This window comes from Pseudoalteromonas ardens (assembly GCF_030125445.1).
Lineage (GTDB): Bacteria > Pseudomonadota > Gammaproteobacteria > Enterobacterales > Alteromonadaceae > Pseudoalteromonas > Pseudoalteromonas ardens.
The window spans coordinates 20,688-42,746 of the sequence record NZ_JASJUV010000004.1 but is presented as its reverse complement, the minus strand read 5'-3'; the positions used below and the strand labels follow the sequence as shown (position 1 = coordinate 42,746).

Annotated in this window: 9 protein-coding genes; 4 read left to right on the top strand and 5 right to left on the bottom strand. The window is 53.7% G+C overall.

Annotated features, from left to right (window positions below; all coding sequences use genetic code 11):
* Positions 1-17 precede the first annotated feature (17 nt).
* From QNM19_RS13915 to QNM19_RS13905, 3 genes are read left to right on the top strand one after another with little or no spacing between them, the layout of a single operon-like run.
* The gene (locus tag QNM19_RS13915) at positions 18-884 is read left to right on the top strand and encodes an isochorismatase family protein (RefSeq protein ID WP_049865044.1); all 867 of its coding nucleotides are present in this window, start codon (positions 18-20) and stop codon (positions 882-884) included.
* The gene (locus tag QNM19_RS13910; RefSeq protein WP_049865043.1) at positions 884-2,206 is read left to right on the top strand and encodes a condensation domain-containing protein; all 1,323 of its coding nucleotides are present in this window, start codon (positions 884-886) and stop codon (positions 2,204-2,206) included. Before QNM19_RS13915 ends, QNM19_RS13910 begins: the two co-directional genes overlap by 1 nt.
* Positions 2,172-2,960 (top strand): SDR family oxidoreductase, encoded by a 789-nt coding sequence (locus tag QNM19_RS13905; protein ID WP_284026820.1) that lies wholly within the window; start codon positions 2,172-2,174, stop codon positions 2,958-2,960. The genes QNM19_RS13910 and QNM19_RS13905 overlap by 35 nt, the downstream gene beginning before the upstream one ends.
* 22 nt (positions 2,961-2,982) lie before the next feature.
* Here QNM19_RS13905 and dapE read toward each other — a convergent pair whose 3' ends face one another.
* Entirely contained in the window at positions 2,983-4,206 is a 1,224-nt protein-coding gene (dapE, locus tag QNM19_RS13900) for a succinyl-diaminopimelate desuccinylase (RefSeq protein ID WP_284026819.1), read from the bottom strand.
* Between the two features lie 268 nt (positions 4,207-4,474).
* Between dapE and QNM19_RS13895 the strand changes: the two genes are divergently transcribed.
* Positions 4,475-5,707, top strand: coding sequence for a lysine N(6)-hydroxylase/L-ornithine N(5)-oxygenase family protein (locus QNM19_RS13895; RefSeq protein WP_284026818.1), 1,233 nt, complete (start codon positions 4,475-4,477; stop codon positions 5,705-5,707).
* A gap of 154 nt (positions 5,708-5,861) precedes the next feature.
* Here QNM19_RS13895 and QNM19_RS13890 read toward each other — a convergent pair whose 3' ends face one another.
* From QNM19_RS13890 to QNM19_RS13875, 4 genes are all read right to left on the bottom strand, one after another.
* Positions 5,862-17,579 carry a non-ribosomal peptide synthetase gene (locus QNM19_RS13890; RefSeq protein WP_284026817.1) on the bottom strand — a complete coding sequence of 3,906 codons (11,718 nt, stop codon included), beginning with the start codon at positions 17,577-17,579 and terminating at the stop codon, positions 5,862-5,864.
* A gap of 173 nt (positions 17,580-17,752) precedes the next feature.
* Positions 17,753-19,840, bottom strand: coding sequence for a TonB-dependent receptor (locus tag QNM19_RS13885; RefSeq protein ID WP_049864670.1), 2,088 nt, complete (start codon positions 19,838-19,840; stop codon positions 17,753-17,755).
* Positions 19,841-19,959: 119 nt separating this feature from the next.
* Positions 19,960-20,421: a GNAT family N-acetyltransferase gene (locus QNM19_RS13880; RefSeq protein WP_049864669.1), complete on the bottom strand. Its 462-nt coding sequence runs from the start codon at positions 20,419-20,421 to the stop codon at positions 19,960-19,962.
* 135 nt (positions 20,422-20,556) lie between these two features.
* Positions 20,557-21,930 (bottom strand): hypothetical protein, encoded by a 1,374-nt coding sequence (locus tag QNM19_RS13875; RefSeq protein ID WP_049864668.1) that lies wholly within the window; start codon positions 21,928-21,930, stop codon positions 20,557-20,559.
* Between the last annotated feature and the right edge of the window lie 129 nt (positions 21,931-22,059).

Sequence of the window (22,059 nt, the reverse complement as noted above, 5' to 3'; positions counted from 1 at the left end):
AAAGAAGCAAAAACACGATGAGTATTCCTAAGCTATCCCATTATCCGTTACCCCGTGCCGCAGAGTTACCCGAAAACCGCGTTGACTGGCAGCTCGATGCAAACCGTGCCGCCCTGCTGATCCACGATGTTCAGCACTATTTTGTCGGTTACTACGGTGATAATAACCCGCTGATTGAAACCATGATCAGCCACATTCAGCGCCTCAAGCAGTTCTGTTACGACCAAGGGATTCCGGTCTATTACACCGCCCAACCAATCAAGCAGGGCCAGCATGAACGCGGACTACTGAGCGATATGTGGGGCCCAGGCCTGCAAGACCCGGCGCAGCAGCCAATTGTCGATGCACTGGCACCGGGCGAGCAGGATGTGGTGCTGACCAAATGGCGTTACAGTGCTTTTCAGAAGTGCGACTTTGAAGCGCAACTGCGTGAGCGCAACCGTGACCAGCTGATGATAGTCGGCATCTATGGCCATATCGGGGTGATGACCACCGCGGTAGACGCCTTTATGCGTGACATTCAGCCGTTTGTGATTGCTGATGCGATTGCCGACTTCAGCCGCGATGAACACCTGATGGCGCTGAACTTTGTGGCTGGACGCTGCGGTAAAGTGGCAACAGTTGCCGAAATCCTGGGAGAAGAAACTCAGGACATCACGACATTGGAAGGCCTCAAAGCGCATATCCTGCCGCTGATTGATTGTGAGGAAGATGAATTTGATGAACATGAAAGTCTCATCGACTATGGTCTGGACTCCGTGCAAGTGATGAACCTCATTGCCCTGTGGCAGCAACAAGGCATTGAAACCAACTTCATCGAACTGGCTCAGATCCCGACACTGGCAGCCTGGGTTGAGTTGCTCGAAGAGCGTAAGGAGGACTGATGTCCAGCGCTTTGCCATTAACCGACTCGCAACAGGCGATGTGGCTGCTGCACACCATCAGCGGCCGGGGAACACTGTTTAACGTCGCCGAATGTATCGAATTCCAGGGTCAGATCTCCGCAACCATGTTACAACAGGCGCTTGCCCACGTGTGGCAAAGCAGCGATTGTCTGGCGGGGCGGTTTATCCATGACGCCAGTTTTGTGCCTCAGCTTAGCCCGAATAAGGATGTGCCACAGATCCACATTCAAACCCTGGACACCCAGCCAGAGGACGTTCAAGCTTTTGCCAATGACTTTGTTGCGCCAGCGATGGCACAAAGTTTTTCATTGCCCGATGAGGCCTTGCTAAAACTGACGCTGGTACGTACGCCAGAGCAAGACCTGCTGTTTATTGTGGGTCACCATCTGTTGCTCGACGGCTATGGGTTTGGCTTGTTTACTCAGGCACTGAATCGCAGTTATAACGCACTGCAAAAAGGCCGGGCACTGCCCAATCTGCGCTTTGGTACACAAAGCCAGTTGCTTGAATGGCAACGCAGCGAAACCTACCTGGCACGTCAGCAAGTGGCGAAAGCCACCCTGATCTCCTGGCTTGAGAATACCCCGCCCGCAAAAAGTTTTTGCACCAGTGAGGCGGATGTGACTGAGGCTAACCGCCGCCAAAGTGCGACTTTGAGCCGTGCCGACTGGCATACCATTCAATCGGCTGCCTCATTATGTCAGGCAGGTCACGCAGAATTGCTGATTGCCGCCGTGTGTGCCGCACTGGTCGCCAAATCGGGGCAGTATCATGTTACCCTGGGTATGATCATGATGAATCGCCAGCATCAGGTGGAGCTCAGTACCCCCTGTGTGCAGAGCAACGTGATGCCACTGCCACTGGCGTTGGATGCTGAGATGACCCTCAGCCAGTGCTGCCGGGTAATCAATCAGGGGATCAAATCCCTCAAAGCACTACAGACCTTCCGAGTGGAAGAGCTCAAACGCGAGCGCAACAAACAAGGCCTGAGCCCACACGTGTATGGCCCGACCGTAAACCTGTTACCGTTTTCCAGTAACCCTAAATATGGAGCGGTGACGTGCCAGTCGCATATTCTCAGCGCCGGTGCCACCGACGACATTATGTTGCAATGGCACTTGTTGCAGGACCAACCGGCTAAGCTGGATACCGACGCGAACGTCGCTCGCTATACAGATTCTGAGCAACAGCAAGTGCAAACGCAGATCTTCGCCGCAGCCCGCAGCTGGTCAGCACAACCAAACCGCACACTCAACTCGGTCATCAATGAACTGGCCGCAGGAGCTGAGCATGCCGTTTGATGCCAGACTGCAACAGGAATATCACGATCAGGTCGTGTGGATCAGTGGGGTAGGCCAGGGCATCGGCCTGGCCGCCGCACAGCGTTTTCATGCGCTGGGTGCCAAAGTAATTGGTTTCGATCGCCAGTTTAGCGATATCAGTGTGCTGCATCGTGCCGTGGAATGTGATTTGGGTGCACCAGAGCAGCTCGCTCAGCAACTGGACAAACTAGTCACGGAGGGGCTTGCCCCATACAACCTGATCAATGTCGCCGGGGTGCTGGAACTGGGCGACCTGGAGCAATTAACGCTGACTCAGTGGCAGCACTGTCAAACCGTCAACAGCACCGCAGTGTTTACTTTTTTACGTGCCTGCACGCCTCACTTTAAGCAGCAAGGTAAAGGCGCGGTGGTCACCGTGGGCTCCAACGCCGCAGATACGCCACGCCAGCAAATGGCAGCCTATTGCGCCTCCAAAGCCGCAGTGACACAGCTGACGCTCACAGCCGGGCTGGAATTGGCCAACTTTGGTGTACGTTGTAATGTGATAGCACCTGGTTCAACGCTGACACCAATGCAGACTGGCATGTGGCAGGATGAGCAGGGGGCGCAGCGGGTGATTGATGGCTTTGCAGCGCAGTATAAGCTGGGGATCCCGTTACAAAAGCTGGCTACCGCAGAAGAAGTTGCCGACAGTATTGTGTTTGTGGCATCGAGCCTGTCTTCTCATACCACCTTACAGGTGATCACCATAGATGGTGGCGCGACGTTTTAACGTCACGCCCTCATTCAAACGATTAAGTTAGCGCTTCCAGCTGCTCAACCTGAGCATCCATCAGCCGCTGTGGATCAAGGCAGAACGCCTGGATCGCCAACTGGTAAATATGTGCTAGATCAGCGATATCCTGCACGTCTGCCGATTCGTTCACCTGATGGATATTGTCGTTTCTGAGGCCAAATTCAATCACCTGAGTATGGCTGGAAGCAATGAACCGCCCATCAGACGTACCACCATCTGTGGTCAATACCGGCACCTGATCCACCACCGCCTCAATGGCATTGCAGATCAGGGCGACGAATTCATCCGCCTGATTAAAATAGGGTGCACAGGGGCGTTGCCACTCAATGTCGTAATTTAAATCCAGATCCAGCAAAATGTCATCGATCATGCGCTTTAACTCCGCCTCATTAAAGCGGCTGCTGTAACGGAAATTAAAGCAGACATCACATGCGCCCGGCACCACATTATCAACAAACTCACCACTGTTGAGCTGCGTAACCTGAAACGTGGTGCCCGGCATCTGTGGTGTGCCTTTATCCCATTCCAGCGCCAATAAACGCTGTAATAATCGCGCGGTATGATGGGTAGCATTGTCACAGTTATGTGGATAGGCCACATGGCCCTGTCGACCATAAACCCGAATATGCGCAGACAAGGATCCACGACGACCAATTTTGAGTACATCACCCAGAGTCTTGCGACTTGAGGGCTCACCAACCAGACAGTAATCCGGCAGATGATCGACCCCTTGCTGCTTAAGGTAACTCATCAGTGCTGCGGTGCCATGCTCAGCCTCCCCTTCTTCATCACAGGTGATCAGAAACATCAGGCTGCCACGTGTACACTGCGCCAGGATAGATTCAACAGCGGCAATAAAACAGGCAATCGCGCCTTTCATATCCGCAACACCACGACCATAAAGTCGGCCATCCTGAATATTGGCCGCAAAGGGTGGGCTTTGCCACAATTCCAGCGGACCTGGCGGTACCACATCCAAATGCCCGGCAAAAGCCAGTGTTTCACCCGGGCCAAACACCCGTTTAGCAACCAGATTACGGACGCCCTGACGTGTTACTTCATGGCAGTCAAACCCCAGCGACTGCAACTTGCGGACTAAAAAGCAAAAGCTGCCAGCATCATCCGGCGTAATAGATTTATAACGTACCAGCTTCTGAGTCAGTGCAATGGCCTGCTCACTTAACGTCGTACTGCGTTTCAGAGTCGTTCCGGCAACTTGCATATCCCTTTACCCATTCATTCTTAGTTATTGAAAGTACGGACAAAAATAAAACAATTGCCCCAGTTGATTAGCTAGACGAGTCAGTGGGTAAAAAATTCACATTAATTGCCAGATTTTTGCCCTGGATCAAAGCGATTATTTTCTCTGTGACTTCTCGTAAATTCCGCCGCTTCACACCTAAAGAAACGCCGCCATTCTTCGTCCTTAACAGCAAGAAACATCATTTCACGCAGCTTAATGTGTGATTAAGCTAATCAAAGGCAAAACAATGAAACTATACGACGTGATTGGGATTGGATTTGGTCCCGCCAACCTGGCCCTGGCAATCGCCCTTCAGGAACAAAACAAACTGAGCGATCGAGTCTGCTTTATCGAAAAGCAACCGGACTTTCTCTGGCATGGCGGCATGTTGCTGGATAACACGACCATGCAGATCTCCTTCTTAAAAGATCTGGTCTCGCTGCGTAACCCAACCAGTCACTTTAGTTTTATTAACTACCTGCACCACAATAAGCGTCTAGACAACTTTATTAACCTGAAAACCTTCTACCCGTCAAGACATGAATTTAACGATTACCTTGGCTGGGCAGCCAGTCATTTCCGTGATCACTGTCATTTTGGTGAGCAGGTCTGTGGTGTGGAGCCGGTGTTACTGGACGGTCAAGTTGATCACCTCAAGGTGATCAGCCGCGACAATGAAGGTCAGCAAAGTGTCCGTCTGACCAAGCACCTGGTGGTCAGCGTGGGTGGCTCGGCGAAAGTGCCAGCACCGTTCAACGCACTTCAGGATGCTGAGAACGTTTGGCACTCGTCGCAGTATCTGCACAACAAAGATAAAGTAAAAGACGGTGATCGCGTCGCCGTGATCGGGGCTGGCCAAAGTGGTGCCGAGATCTTTGCTGATCTGGCCGCGATGACCGAACAACCTGCGGTAGATATGATCATGCGCGCTGGTGCGATGAAGCCAGCCGATTCCAGCCCGTTTGTTAACGAGATCTTTGATCCCAGCTTTACTGACGTGGTATTCAGTAAATCATCTGAACAAAAAGATCGTTACTTTAACGAATTCCGCAGCACCAACTATTCGGTTGTGGATGAGCCGCTGATCGACAGTATTTACGCCAGCCTCTATCAACAGAAGTTAAACGGCACAGATCGACTGGCGATCCGCAACCGCACCAGCGTCAATGGTGCCAGTATCAATGCCCAGGGCAAAGTCGTACTGGAACTGGAAAGTGTCCACGGTGTCAGCCAGGTTGAATACGATCAGCTGGTGCTGGCCACAGGCTACCAGTACCCAAGCCGATCACCTTTGCTTGAGCAGGTGAGTGAGTGGTTGCAGCCGAATATCACGCGCCAATATCAACTCGAAACCAGCGACCAGTTCAAGCCCAAGATCTTCACCCAGGGCGTGAATGAGCAAACCCACGGGATCAGCGACTCGCTGCTGTCTATTCTGGCGGTGCGCTCTGCAGAGATTGTCGACGCACTCGAGCTATAACCTCCCTGCAAACGGGCTTCCATCGCGAAGCCCGTTTTGTTTTCTTCCCCCTCCCCTTGCGCCCCTATTGCACTGCTTCCCTTTTTGATATTCGCGTTGCCTGTCGGACATAAAAAAACCGCTATACAGCGGCTTTTAGCGATGTGCGGGAGGGTTAGTCCCGCAGTGTGAGTTTGGCTATCAGGTCGGTCTGCACCGCCTCTGCACGAATGATCTGCTGGTGATCATCCTCTGTGTGGGTCGCCGTCACTGTACTGCCCAGCATGGTTTGATAGGCCGCTGTCGCAGCAGGCTCAGCGTCCGTTGACCACCAGGCGTGCGCCCGTTCAGCCACGCCGTCCAGCGCATAGTCCGGCTGACTCTCTGTCGGCGCCATACGAGCCAGTCGATACAGCTCATACCCATCGGATAGCAGTTTGCAAAGCTCCTGCTCAGGCAGCAGTAGCAGCTCTTCATTGAACAGTTCGGCAAAGCGAGTACGATGTGCCACCAGCCAGGTTGCCAGCGTATCGGCATCCCTCAGGTCTTGCTGTAAGGCGGCAGTGAGCTCAGCCACAAACGTCTGATGCAATACGGTGTCAGCCGGCTGGGCAGCCCCACCGATCCACTCCAGTGCCCAGTCGGACCAACTCAGCTGCGCAGCGGCAAAGTCACTACACGGGTTCCAGCTGTCCACCAGGTACACCTGACGGACAGTCCGCCCCAGTGCTTTAAGCGTACGAGCCACCAGCGCCGCCAGTGCGCCACCCAGTGACCAGCCCATCAGATGGAAGGTCCCGCGCGGCTGCGCCGTCATGAGCGCCTCGGCGTAGTGCTCAGCCAGCGCAGTCAGGCCATTAATGTCTGACAGGTTCGCCGCCGGAGCGACCCCAACACAGTTAAACTGACCCGTCAGTTGCTCGGCCAGCGGGCGGTATGGTGCAGTCAGGCCATTCCCTTCATGGAAGCAATACAAGGTCTCGGCATTGTCCGTGTGTGGGTTCAGCGGCTGCAACAAGGAGCTGTCCGTATTTTGCATGGCCGCCACCAGCGCCGCCAAATCGCTCGCCTGCCACAATTGCTTCAGTGCCAGCGGTTGTTCGCTGCGTTGCTGCCACAGGCTGATCACTTTCAGTCCGGAAATGGAGTCACCACCGAGCGCGAAGAAATTATCCCGACGCCCGACCTGTGCCACACCCAGCACACTTTGCCAAATCTGTGCCATCAAGGCTTCACTTTGATTGTGTGGTGCCACATAACTGACCTCACTTTGTAGCTCGGCCTTGGGTAGCGCCTTGCGGTCTATTTTGCCATTGCTGTTCAGCGGCAAGTCGCTGAGTGTCATGATCACCGCAGGTACCATGTAATCCGGCAAACTGGCCACCAGCATGGCTTTGAGTGCGGCTTCATCAGGCTGCTTGTCCTGATGGCCACTGACATACGCCACCAGGCGCTTACCACTAGGCGTATCATCAGCCACCACCACGGCCTGGCGTACTTCCGGGCGCTTGCGCAGCAGGGTTTCAATTTCGCCCAGCTCAATCCTGAAACCACGAATTTTCACCTGATGATCGGTCCGGCCCAGGTATTCCATCAACCCCTGCTCGTTCCAGCGCACTAAATCGCCGGTGCGATATAGGCGACTGCCATCGTTGGCAAATGGGTTAGCCACAAAACGCTCGGCGGTTAGGTCAGGACGATTCAGGTAGCCCCGTGCCAGACCGATTTCTTCGGCCAGGTATAACTCACCTACCTGTCCTGGCAGCACCAGATTAAGGTGACTGTCGAGCAGCCAGGCCTGACGCTGGCCAACCAGTTCACCAATCGGCGCATAGACGGCATCAAACTCACTGCCAGGCAAAGCTTTCCAGGTCAGTGGCGTCACCACCGTTTCTGTCGGGCCGTACCCATTGATGAAGAAGTCGGGTTGCAGCACACGCTGAGCCAGCTCAAAAGTGGCCTGCGGCATGGCATCGCCACCAAAACAATAAACCCGGACCGGCGGCGGGTTGCCCACCTGCTCAACATGAGCCGCCAGTTCACGCAGGAACACCGGTGGGAAAACGGCAATAGAGACCTGCTGCTGATGCAGATTCTGATAGGTTTCGTGTAAATCCCACTGACGTTCCGGACGGATCACCACAGCCGCACCATGGGTCAATACCGTCAACCAGCGCTCATGTGCGCCATCGAAACAGAACGACATGAAGATCAGCTCGCGATCAGTTGGGCGCATTTCATAACGCCGACCAATGCCACGACAATGTGCCGCGATGGAAGCCCGACTGACCAGCACCCCTTTAGGATTACCCGTCGACCCTGAGGTATAAATCAGATACGCTCCCTGCGCCGGACATACCGTCGGCTGCTGCCATTGTTCGCTCAGTTTAATATCGGCAAACGGGTGCAAAGAAGCAGAACCGGCAATATCGTCAAGGCTGCTATCACTCACCAGGATATGGGTCATCTGGCTGTCCTTGATCATGTAGGCCAGACGTTCCTGCGGATAACTTAGATCCATCGGCACATACACAGCACCGGCTTTGAGAATGGCCAGAAATGCCAGCGGTAAATCAATGCCTCGCGCCAGGGCCACGCCAACTCGTTGCTCAGGCTTAACGCCCTGTTCGCGCAGATAATGTGCCAGCTGACTGGACTTGTCCGCCAGTGCTTTGTAGCTGTAGCTGCGACCATCACAGATCACCGCGTCAGCATCTGGCGTTAACTCAGCCAGGCGGTTGATCGTAGACACCACATCCTGGTATTGCGTTGCCCCAGGCTGAGGCACTTCACCGCCCGGCAAATAAATAGGCTCAACAGCGCCCGGATGCAACGGCGTGATGGATTCACCAAAGCCCAGCGCCTGCAATGCCTGTTGTTGTGTCCCACTGACCAGTGAAAACTCAGATAAACGCGCCTGTGGTGTCTGCAACATAGCCAGGATCAGTGTTTTGTATTGTTCCGCCAGTGCTTTTACATCCGCTTCGGCCAGCTCGCTTCCCTGATAGCTGAAGTGCAGTCGCAAGGTGTCTTCCTGAATAAAGCTGATAGTCAGCGGGAAGTTGGTTTCTTCACGGTCTTCCAGTACCTCAAAACGCGTCTGGCGTGCTTCCTGTTGCAGCATCGCCGCATCGATTGGATAGTTTTCGAATACTAACAGGGTATCAAACAGGCCTTCACGACTGAGTTCCAGTGACTGTGCTGCCAGCTTCTGAATTTCATACAAGGGCGTGAATTCATGCTCACGTACCGCCAGTGCCGTTGTTTGCTGGGTGTGCAGCCACTCATTCAGCGACTGAGCAGGGTCCACCGATGTGACCATAGGCACCGTATTGATAAACATGCCCTGGATGGCGTCATGGCCGGCCAAATCGTTCGGGCGGCCCGAGGTCGTGGCACCAAAGCACACGGTGTCGCGGCCCAGGTAACGACTGAGCAGCAGCGCCCAGGCGCCCTGCACTAAGGTATTTTGGGTGATACGAAGATCCTGACAGAACGCCACCAACTGCGTAAACTCAGCTTCTGACAGGCTCACATCAAAGCCGCCGAACTGTCCATGCTGAGGCTTAGTCAGGGAGCCACTCAGGTAGCTGGGTTCTTCCAGTGGCGCCAGTTGTTGCTGCCAGAAAGCGCGATTCTGCGCCTCATCCAGTTGCGCCAGGTAACCGATATAATCACCGTACTGGCCCGCCACCGGCGGTAAAGTTTGCCCTTCATAAGCCATCAGTACCTCACCCAGCATAGCGGCGCGGCTCCAGCCATCAGTCAGAATATGGTGCATAGTCCAGATCAAAGCGTGACGACCATCTGAGAGCGCGATGATACGCATTCTGCTTAATCCAGGGTCGTTTTGCAGATCAAACCCGCGACGCGATTCCTGTCTGGCAAATGCTTTCAGAGCCGCCTCAGAGACGGCCTGGTCACGCCAGTCCAGCGTCTGCCAGTCAAGCTCGGTTGAGCTGGCGACATATTGCAACGACATGCCATCGACATCGACAAATCCGGTTCGCAATGCATCATGGCGTTCAATGACCTGCTGCCAGGCGGCTTTGAAGCGTGCCACATCCAGACCCGAGACCATAAAGCAGCTCTGGTTAATATAGGTTTCGCCCCCCTGATAGAGGCTCTGGAATAGCATGCCCTGCTGCATTGGCGAGAGCGGATACACGTTACTGATGTGCTCATGTGCCAGCGGCAGCTTGTCTATTTGTGTCTGCGTCAGTCCACTCAGTGGCAGATCGGAAGGCGTCAGGGTGGCACGCGTGTCACCACAGTGGCCAATCAACTCAGTCAGAGCCTGCTTAAGATGCGCGGCAAATTGTGCCACCGCATGCGCTGGCAGGCGTGCAGGCACATAGCGGATCCGCAGTTGCAGCTGTCCGCCCAGTACCTGACCAAGAATAGACAGCTCGGTATCCAACACATATTCAGGGTCCAGCGTCATACCGCTGCTTTCAGCAGCCGGACGCCAGTTACCGGCTTGATCTGCGGCGCTATCGAGCTGCCCCAGATAGTTAAACTCAATCTCGCCCAGTCCCTGTGTATCCAGCGTGGCCTGCTGCTCAGCAGAGCCAAAATAGCGAAATGCACCATAGCCAATGCCTTTGTTTGGTATCGCCCGCAGCTGTTCTTTGTTGTGCTTGATGGTCTCGGCCAGCGTCTCGTGGCGTGTCAGGGTCACCGGGAACAGGCTGGTAAACCAGCCCACGGTACGACTCAGGTCAACCTGTTCACGCCAGGGTTCACGACCATGCCCTTCGAGATTAATGGTGTGCACGTCCTGCCGGGTCCAGCGGTATAAAGCCTCACTCAACGCACTGAGCAGTAAATCGTTCACCTGAGTGCGATAAGCCTGGCCTGATTCAGTCAGCAGCGCCTGGGTCAGTGCGGGATCCAGCATGACCTCGGCCTGCTCAACATCTTTATACAGGCGGCTGCCGGCAGGGTTTAACTCAGGCAGTATAGTGGGCGTTGTCGCCTGTTGCTGCCACCAGTCAAATTCCCCGGCGTGTTGCGCCGGATAACTTTGTAACTGTTTTGCCCAGAATTGTACGCTGTGGGTCTTGGCCCCCAATTCTGCTTCCGGGTGTTGCCACAGCGTCGTAAAGTCCTCAAGCAACACACGCCAGGACACCCCATCCACTACAAGGTGATGGATCACCAGCAACAGGCGAGCGCTGCCATCATCCAGGGTCAGGTGCACAGCACGCAGCAAGGGACCATCTTGCAGGTTGAGACTGCGCTGCGCCTGCTCTGCGATAAGCGTGATCTCATCCGCGCTGGCATCGCGATACCACAGGCACTGCTGCGCCATGGCCGAGTCAAAATCATGATAGCGCTGATGCCACTGGCCCGCTTCATCCTGCTGATAACGCAAGCGCAGTGCATCGTGATGGCGCAATAACGACGCTAACTGTGTCAGCAGAGTTTGCTGTGTGATCGGTGCATCCAGCTCCAGCATCACCGACTGGTTCCAGTGTGCCTGGTTAGTCATAGTGCGCGCAAAAAAGGCCTGCTGAATAGGCAACAAGGCCACCTCACCGGATACTTGTTGTTGTGCCTGCGCGTCGCCTGCAATGCGGGTCATCAGTGGCGCCAGCTTGGCAATGGTCTGATGGGTAAAAATTTGCTTGGCACTCAGGGCATAGCCCTGTTGTCGCAGCCGGGCAATGATCTGTAAGCTCAGGATAGAGTCGCCGCCCAGCGCAAAGAAGTTATCCTCGCGACCAACCGACGCCAGATTCAGCAACTGCTGCCAGATGTTTGCCAGTAGTACTTCCTGCGGCCCCTGCGGTGGCAAAGCATCAGCGCGCTGACTGCTTTGTGGTTGCGGCAAGGCACGGCGATCAATTTTACCATTGTGGGTCAAAGGCATACGTTCCAGCACCATAATCACACTGGGTACCATATAATCAGGCAGCTGCTCGGCCAGTGACGCGCTGAGCACGTCGGCCTGTGGCGTTTGTTCTGCATGTCCACTGACGTAAGCCACCAGACGCGTGGAGCCCAGCGATTCATCAGCCACCACAATGGCTTTTTCAACCCCATTATGAGCCAGTAAGCGCGCTTCTATCTCCCCAGCTTCAACCCGATAACCACGGATTTTTAACTGATGATCACAGCGGCCCATGTATTCAAGCTGACCCTGTGCATTCCAGCGCACCAAATCGCCGGTACGATACAAGCGTGAGCCATCGTCAGCAAAGGGGTTTGCTACAAAGCGCTCGGCCGTCTGGCCCGGTTGTGCCAGATAACCCCGCGCCATTTCCACCCCGCTGAGATACAGCTCGCCGGTCATGCCGTAGGGCAGCATATTGAGACTGTCATCGAGAATGACCATACTGCGCTGACCGATGGGCTGACCCAGTGGCACATACCCGCCTTGCAGCTCACTGCCCTGCGCCTGAGTCCAGGCCAGCGGCGTGATCACCGTTTCTGACGGACCATAAGCATTGACAAACTGAGTCTGCGGCAATTTTGCCATTAGCGTCTGACAGTGCTGAGCTGACCAGGCCTCACCACCCACAATACACAAACGCAGTTGCGCGGGTAAGGTGTCAAACTGTTGAATATACGCCGGCGTGAAGCCCGCCACAGTAATGCGCTGCGCAGTAATAAAGTCGTTCAACTCCTGCTCGCTGAGCAGTTTAAATTCATCCAGCACCACAGTGGCACCAACCAGCAACGGCCCCCATAGCTGTTCAATGGACGCATCAAAGCCAAATGATACCGAAATGGCACAGCGATCTTCTGCCTGGTATTGATACAAAGACTGCACCGCCGCACAGTGGCTCAACAGCGCCTGATCTGCGACCGCCACGCCTTTGGGCGTCCCGGTCGAACCAGAGGTGTAGATAACATAAGCCAGCTGCTGCGGATGACGCGACTGAGGCAGTGCACTTGCACTGTAGTGCGCGCAGAGACTGCTTTGATACACCAGCGCCGCCGGGTAGACCGAGCTCAGGGCATTGCCCACACACACAGTCAGGCTGCACTGCGCCGCGATGGTTTCAACCCGCTCTGATGGCAATTGCGCATCTACAGGGACATAACAGCCACCAGCTTTGAGTACCGCCAGAAACGCCACAACCGTATCGATATGACGGGAGAACACCACCGCCACACGCGATTCATGGCCGACGCCCTGCTCTCGCAGATACTGGGCAAACTGATTGGCACGTGATTCCAGCTCAGCATAACTCAGGGGTTGCCCATCAAAACTCAATGCTTCTTTGTCTGGGGTGCGCTGCGCCTGCTGCTGGATTTGCGTCGCAATGTCAGCGACGGGAAGACTCTGTGCCTGATATAGCGCTTGTGCAGGCGTCAGACGGTCCTGTTCCGCCTGTGGCAAAACGTTTAACCCGCCGACAGGCTGCTGTAAATCGGCCTGCATGGCCGTCAGTACATATTGCAAACCAGACAACAGAGCATCAATCCGGGCTGCACTGAATTTGTTCACCACATAATCCAGCGCCAGCTCCAGGGTGCCATCTTCACGTTCCAGTGAATTCAGCACCAGATCAAATTGTGCCACTCCCGTGGGCGCTTCCCCTTCTTGTGCACTCAGGCCAGCAAACTGACGTAGTGCGCCATCCTCGAGGCGCTGGTGGTTAAACAACACCTGAAACAGTGGCGATACGCCCAGATCACGTTCCAGCGAGAAATGGTCAAGCAGCTTTTCAAATGGCAGGTCCTGGTGCGCCTGCGCGCCGCGCAGTGCTTCATTAATCTGCGTCATGACATTGCCCAGCGCCAGCTCCGCAGAGATCTGCGCATCTATCACTAAGGTATTAATAAAGAAACCAACGATATCCTGCGTGCCGCTGTGATGACGGTTGGCCACCGGCATACCTACACGGATTGTCCGCTGGCCACTGTATTTGTGCAGCAGCACCTGCCAGGCTGTCATCAGGATATTGAACAGAGTTACGCCCTGCGAAGCCGCAAAGTCACTCAGCGTCTGACGCTGAGTACTGGACAAGCGTACCGAGCGCGTTTGATTGCGCTGACTGTCATCCTCACTATTTAAATCCGCTGGCAGTGCCAGCGGGGTGTGCTCATCACCCAGTCGAACCTGCCAGTACGCCAGTTGTTTTTGCTCTTCACCAGCGGCCAGCCAGTCGCGCTGCCAGGCAGCAAAGTCACTGTATCGCAATGTCTGCGTTACAAGGCTCAGGGTTTCACCCGCACACGCTGCTTCGTAGGCACGCACAAAGTCGGCCACAATCAGTTTCAGCGACCAGCCGTCGGAAATAATATGGTGCATCACCACCACCAGCTCATGTTGCTGTGCGGCATCGGCAATCACCCCCACCCGCAACAACGGCCCCTGAGTCAAATCAAACGGTGTCGATACCAGCTGTTGCTTAAACTCAGCGCGGCCGGCCTCAGACTCAGGTACCTGATAGCGAATATCACATCCGCCCTCTGGTAGCACCTGAGTACGCACAGTACCCGCGTCATCCTCAATAAACACAGTGCGCAGCGCTTCATGCTGAGCAAGCAGGTGGTCAAAGGCATATTGCAGCGCACTGGTATTCAGCTCGCCACTCAGATGCAACGAACCAGAAATGTGATAGGCGCTGCTGCCGGGGTCCAGTTTCCACAGGAACCATTGCCGCTCCTGCGCAAACGATAACCCCGAATACGTACTTTCCTGACGCGCAATTTCAACCACGCTTGTCACGTCCGTCAGGCTGTTGGCCAGTGCCTCAAGCGTGGGTGCATTAAGCACACTCTGAATATCCACGGCCAGCTGGCGCTTTTTACTCAGCGCAATGACTTTCAGAGCACTGATGGAATCGCCGCCCAGCGCAAAAAAGTTATCCAGTCTGCCAACCTGCTCAACGCCCAGTACGGTTTGCCAGATCTCAGCCAGCTGCTGTTGCTGCGGTGTTTGCGGTGCAAGGTACGCCACACTCCGCTGCGCATCAGGCGCCGGCAGGGCCTTGCGGTCAATTTTACCATTACTGTTCAGCGGCAGCGTGGCCAGCACCATAATTACAGCAGGCACCATATAGTCCGGCAAGCTGTCAGCCAGTGCCTGTTTCAGATCCTGACCGTCCAGTGTCGTGTCTGCGTTGGCCGATACATACGCCACCAGACGCTGAGATGCGCCGCTGCCGGCAGCCACGACGACGGCTTCACGCACTCCGTCGATGGCGTACAGTGCGGCTTCGATTTCGCCCAGCTCAATACGAAAACCACGAATTTTAACCTGATGGTCAATCCGGCCCAGGTAATCCAGCTGACCTGCTCCATTCCAGCATACTAAGTCGCCACTACGGTACATGCGGCTGCCATCGTCCATAAACGGGTCGGCAACAAAGCGCTCTGCACTGAGGTCTGGACGGTTCATATACCCCCGGGCCAGGCCGTCACCGGCAATGTACAGCTCGCCCGCCACGCCCTGAGGGCACAGGTTCAGCGCCTGATCCAGCACGTATAAACGGATCCCCGCAATTGGCGCACCAATCGGTACCGGCAAGGCCGGATCGCCATGACAGGTAAAGTGACTGACATCGACCGCCGCTTCGGTCGGACCATACAAATTATAGAGTTTGGCCTGTGGCAGTTTAATGAGCGCCTGCGCCTGCACTTCGCTGGGCAACGCTTCACCACTGCACAGAATACGACGAATACTGGTAGCTGTGTGTACCTGCTCATGACCAATAAAAGCCTGCAGCATAGAAGGCACAAAGTGTAAGGTGGTGACACCGTTCTGGTTAATAGTATCGAGCAGCTGGCTGCTGTCTTTGTGGGCACCCGGCTGGGCAATCACCAGTTCGGCGCCGTACATCAGCGGCCAGAAAAACTCCCACACAGATACATCAAAGCCAAACGGAGTTTTTTGCAACACCTTGTCGTCTGGGCCAATCGGATAAGCCGACTGCTGCCAGGCAATACGGTTGTAGATAGCACTGTGCTGGTTACCTACCCCTTTGGGTTTGCCCGTTGAGCCTGAGGTGTAAATGACATACGCCAGTTGTGTCGGGGCAATGTCATGGGCAGGTAAATGCGACGGATAATCCGCCAGCGTCACCGACGGATAGTGGACCCGCTGAACCTGCTCATCCAGGCTCTCAAAGCGGTGCAAAGAGTCGTCTCCGAGAAACAGTGCCAACCCACTGCTACTGGCAATGTAAGCGATGCGATCTTCGGGCAATGAGGGCTCCAGAGGCACATAGGCCGCACCGGCCTTCACGACCGCCACAATACTGATCACCATCTCCAGACTGCGCTCGAACACCAGCGCCACTTTGTCTTCCGCGCCAATCCCACGTTGATTTAGATAATGCGCCAGCTGGTTCGTACGCTGCTCCAACTCCTCATAGCTCAGGCTCTGCCCGGCAAAACGCAATGCCACCGCCTGCGGGGTCCGTGCGCTTTGCTCACTGATCAGGCTGGTCACGGGTTGAGTATATTCAAAGCCCTGCGGGCCTGTGCCCTGGAGCAGCAACTGTGCAACATCTTGCTGTACCAGCACAGGCTGCGTATAAACAGGTCGCTCAGGCTCGCTCAGACAGGCTTCCAGTAAAGTCTTAAGCTGGGCCAAACACTGCAACGCAAATTCCTGGCCATATAAATCACTGGCGTACACCAGATTCAGACTGGTGCCATCGCTGACATCTTCAATGACATCCAGTTGCAGGTCAAAGGGCATACCAAATCGGTACATCTGGGTATTGAGCAAGTTCAGATCGGCCACCTGACTGAACTGACGTTTGTCGCGACGCAGGTAATTGAACATCACCTGAAAGATCGGGTGCACACCGCTCTGGCGCGCCGGTTTGAGGGCACTCACCAGCTGATCGATGGGTAAGTCCTGATTGCTCTGGGCAACCCCACTCATCACCCTGTTTTTTTCCAGCAACTGCGCGAAGGTGTCCGTGTCGTCCAGTTGCAGCGGCATGACCTGAGTATTAACGAAATAACCCACCACATTCTGGGTTTCACTGCGATGACGATTGGCTATTGGCACGCCAACGCGGATCGTCTGGCTGCCACTGAGGCGGGCCAGTAGCACCTGCCATGCACTCAACAGCAGCAAATAGGGGGTGATCTGATACTGACTGGCCACAGTGCTGATCTTTTGCCACAACGTCGCGGGGATCTGCTGAGTTTCAAACGCGACTTCATATGGAGGGTTATGACGCTGCTGATTGTTGGCAGGTAAGCGCAGTGACTCATCACAGTCAGCCAAATGCTGCTGCCATACAGCCAGCTGTTCCTTATGCAGCGCAGCAAAATCCTGCTGATCTTGCCATTTAGCAAATTCCAGGAAACCTGGGACCGGCGCAGCCTCTTTGACGTCGCCCGCATACAAGGACACAAATTCATTGAGCAACTGCTGCATTGAGGTGCCATCGGTAATGATATGGTGCATGGTGACAATCAGGCTGGCATGTCCTGGTTCCTGAGCAATGGCAATGCGTAGCAAAGGGTCGCCACACAAATCAAATGGCTGCTCAACAAACTGACGGATTGGGTCCTGGCCGTTTGTAGCCGGGCTCAGCTGAGCCACGGTGATTGTCTGATACTGACCATCCAGCTGCCAGACTTGCTCATCCTGTTCAACAAACCGGATCCGTAAGGCACTGTGCTTAACCTGCAAGGCTTCGAATGCGGTCTTCACCTTGGCCACATCCAGTGTGCCCTGAAAATGCAGCGCCCCGGCCAGATTATAAGAGGCATCATGCGGCGCCAGCTTCCAGGCATACCACAAAATTTGCTGCGCGGCCGTCAACGGCACCTGCTCGCCGGGCTCAAGCTGCACCGTCAATTGACCAGATGACTCACTGGCCTGACTGATACGCTGTTGAAGTTTTTGTTGATCCTGGGCGGAAAGAGAGGACATTGCACGATTTCGTCTGGTGCGTCTTTGCTGTGACATTCTGGCTCCACTGCAGTCAGTTAAATTCTGATTTCAAAATATGACTGCTAGACGAATGTCAGAGGTAAAAATCCAGTGCGCGGGCAAAGATAGTATAAACCGGGTGAGTGCGGATAAATCGCGGCGTTAAAATCAGGTGCCCGTGCTCACAGACACCTGAATTGTGCTCTGAATTACAAGGTGTAATTAAAGGAAATACCCACAGTCTGAGGGTCGATTAGATCGCCATAACGGTATCGGCCAGTGCCAGCATCACGCTCACCATAAATCACCCCTTCCTCGTCAAAGGCGTTGTTAATGTATGCATTGACACGCCACTGCTCGGCGATATAGGCCGCAGAGAAGTGGAATTGCGTGTAATCTCCCACCATTTGCTCAGCCTTACCACCCAGTTTGCTGTAGTAATCCCCAACGAAATTACTGCGGGCCGTCAGCTGAATGTTGTCCGTTGGCCAATATTCCAAACCCAGACCCAGCGTCACATCCGCCGCCTTCGGCAGGTCTAACCCTTCCGATGCGCGGTTTTGTGCGTTGGCTTCATCAATGGTGCTGTTCAGCAGACCCAGGCTGGCCGACAGCGTTAGTTCATCATTGACGGCAAAACGCGCCTCAGTTTCCAGACCATAACTGGTAACCTGACCCAGGTTGATCACTTTATAGTCACGCGCCAGGCCACTTTCTGCGATACCATTAAACTGGTAGTCCGTGAAATCATTGTAGAATACATTGGCTGCCAGATTCATACGGCCATCCAGCACACTAGAGCGGGCGCCAAGCTCAAAGGTATCCACATACTCGGGCTTGAATATGTAGTTGCTCATGCTGCCCCAGTGGAAATCCCCCCCACCTGAACTGTAGCCCTTTCTGAAACTGGCATTCAATGTGGTATCGTCAGTCAGGTCATGTAGGAACGCCACTTTTGGCAGATAAATACGGTTATCAACATCCAGTGTAAAACCCAGACCTGTCACTGGTCCACCAAAACCATTAAATACGCGATACTGGGATTCTTCTTCAACCCGGCCACCGGCGATAAGGCGACTGCGCTCGCCCACAGCAAAGGTAAACTCACCATAAATGGCTTTTGAGTCACTGTCATCATAGCCATCGTACCAATCCTGGCGGATAAACTGCTGATCACGCTCATTGTAGTAGTAGCCGACGTAACCAGAGACGCGCTCACCGCCATCATAAGACACTTTCGCATCATAGGTGCGACCACCGTCGGCCATGCTCACATGCCAGTAGGTAGGATACTGCTCAAACACATAGTCGTAGTCTGAGTCTGAGATCATCAGCTCAAAATTAAATGCGCTGTTTATTGTATAGCGGGTGCGCAGTGACCAGCGCTCATAATCGGTGCGTTTGTCACGGGCATATGAACCAACCAGTACACGCTCACCCGTTGCCGGATCCCGGCCGTACTCACTGGTGACTAAGTGCGCGTCCAGATCCGGGCCTTCAAAGCCCCACTGACGCTCACCCGTTTCAGCGTTATCAACATAATGAAGCAGCATGTCCAGGCCGCTGACGCCTGCCGGCTGCCACTTCACTTTAATGTCGGTACGGGTGTTGTCATAGTCTTTGGGATCAAACGGGTAACCCTTATCGTAAACAAAGTTCAGATACGTTTCGCCCTCGATATGTTGCACACTGGTGCGCACCGCCAGTTGGTCTTCAATCAGTGGAATAGATACCACACCTGCGTATTCATATTGACTATCCTGATTGGCATAACCAATGCGCGTTGCGGCTTCCAGATCCGTCAGTGACGGCTCTTTAGTTTTGATGTAAACGATACCGCCAATGCTGTTACGGCCACTGTTGGAAGACTGAGGACCACGTAGTACTTCAATTTGCTCCACGTCCCACAAGCCCAAATCACCGCTCACTTTCGCAACGAATGGCTCAGCCACCCCGTCACGCATCATAGAAATACGCGGTTTAGCACCCGACGAAAACGAACTAAACCCATCAGCAACACCTTGCCCTTCCTGACCTCGGATTGAAGGCAGGCCCCCCGTGACAATCACGTTGGCAATCCCCTGTAGCGCGTTCAGATAAGAACTGTGCTGACCGTTTTTCAGCTGCTCTTCATCAATCACAGCGATCGAAGAGGTGGTGTTTTTCAGAGAGTTTTGTTTGTTTTCTCCGTATACCACGATCTGCTCAATTGATTTCAGTTCAGCGTCATCGTCAGCCATAACGGCTTGTGAAACAGCAAGGGCGAGCGGCAGCATGGCGTATTTGAGTTTGTTCATGATTTCATCCTAGTTGTATTTCCGACAACCAGACGACGCAAAAATCAGCAAATTTAGTAAAAATAATAATTATTATCAAAAAGATAATGTAACCGTCACAAACTGGGAAATAACTTTCCCTATTCCTCACTCAGGTGAACTTTCATCTCCAGCAAACAAGGACTGAATCCCGCTTTCTCATAGGCCCGAATCGCAGCCTGATTATCACTGTAAACATCCAGGTAAAAGTCACGGATCTCCTGCTGCTTACTCCAGTTCATCAGATAGGTCATGATCGCCTGATTCAGGCCCTGACCGCGATAATCAGGATCGACATACATAAAACCGAGATAACCATGACGCTCATGCACCAACTGTGCTTTCGAAACCCGATGTTGTACATATCCAGTGGCAACTATCTTGCCGTCTTGCTCTCCGACAACGAGCAAGCTGTCAGAACAGGCAAGTAGCGCTGGCAAATCATAATACCGGGCCCCCTGTGGTTTAATGGCTTTATTGAAGGGTCGCTCAGCGGCAATCACGGCTTGCTCTAACAGACTTAAGATAGGCAGGTCTTCTGGGGTTGCGATGCGGATCTGCATGATATGTCCTGTTTACTATTCATAGAGCAGGCAGCGTCTCACAAATAGGTCCCGGTGCCAATCTACAGGCAAGAAAAAAGCCACCTGGTTTGACCCGAGATGGCTTACTAACACTACAAAAAAGGTTATGGCAAATTAGTGTTCATGCTCGTCGTGCGCCGCTTCACTTTTGGCGATCCCCAGCCACACTAGCTTGCTTGGAACAATATCCAGCTCAAAGGTCTGTGACCATTCACCGGCTTCCAAATCAAATTTCTTAATCAGTTTATTCGCCGAGTCGCTGACAAATACCGCCTCTTCAGCCTGAGAGAGTGCCAGTGAAAAGCTTTGTCCGGTAACCAATGCGATCTCACTAACCATCACTTCATGCTCGGCTTCCCAGTGATGCTCAGTATCATGTTCGTGCGCTGCAAAGACATTCAGCTTACCTGCGCTATCCATGACAATAATGTGCTCACCACTGGCACTGAACCCATAGTGGCTGATGCTATGGCCATTGGTTACTTGCCACTCCAACACTTCGAACTCAGCATCATGCGTATCCAGCAAGAATAACTGATCACCAGCTTTCGCAATATACTGGTCACTATGATGATGACCTTTCAAACCGCCAACACGCTGACCTTCTGTAAAGCTCTCTGGGTTTGTGATTTTGGTTGCACTGAAGGCCTGGCCTCCTTGGGTGATCAGGGCCACACCATCAGTACAACCAAAGACGATTGTCTCTTCATTTTGTGCACTGCCGTGCAGACCCGGGCAGCTAACATCAAAAACTTTTTCACTATCAAAGTGATCACCATGCGCATGGAACAAGCCTATTTGCGAAGGCAGTATTGACTCACTGCTGCTGTCACGCAATGTGCTGATCAGGTGCTCACCGCGTGCCTGGGCTGCGCCATGCATATGAGTACTGTACTCCAGCACCGCAACTTCTGTGTTCTGTCCGCTGATGTGCGATTCATTAAAGACCGCCACGGAAGCGCTTTGCTGATTTTTCGCGTCACCATCAGAGAAGACCGCGATGCCTCCTTCACTGACCGTCACATGGGTCGGTTTCACTGACTCTAGATGGAAGGACACCGCTGCCGGTGCATCCTGGTGAGCATGGAAGTGATCGTCATGCGCTTCCTGGTATAAACCACCATCTAAGAACTCCACCATGCCATCCGTACGCTGTACAGAAATCGCATAACGGTGATTCTCTGAGCCATATAAATAATCAGGTATATGCGTCAGGCCAATAGAGTCAATCAATGCCTGATCTGAGGTTGAGTAAACATGCAGCACGTTGCTGTCAGCGCTACTGACCACCAGACGGCCTGCGACATCGGTTACACCTTCGTCGTGGTCATGCTCATCATGGTCTGCTTCTTTTTCAGACTCTGTCGCCTTGGCTTCTTCAGCGACGGCTGGCTGTGCTGTGCGTGTTACATTGTGCTCTGTACCACCACATGCAGACAACAACACGGCTGATACTGCCGCTGCCAGGACCTTTGCTCTGAAAATCATGAATACTACCTTACATCTCAACGTTATATTATAACAATATGGAAATGTTATAATATCACAAAACAGATCGCAAGCCTTGCGACCAAGTAATTCATTAAAAAATGCAAAGAGAACAGATCAGCCTAGATA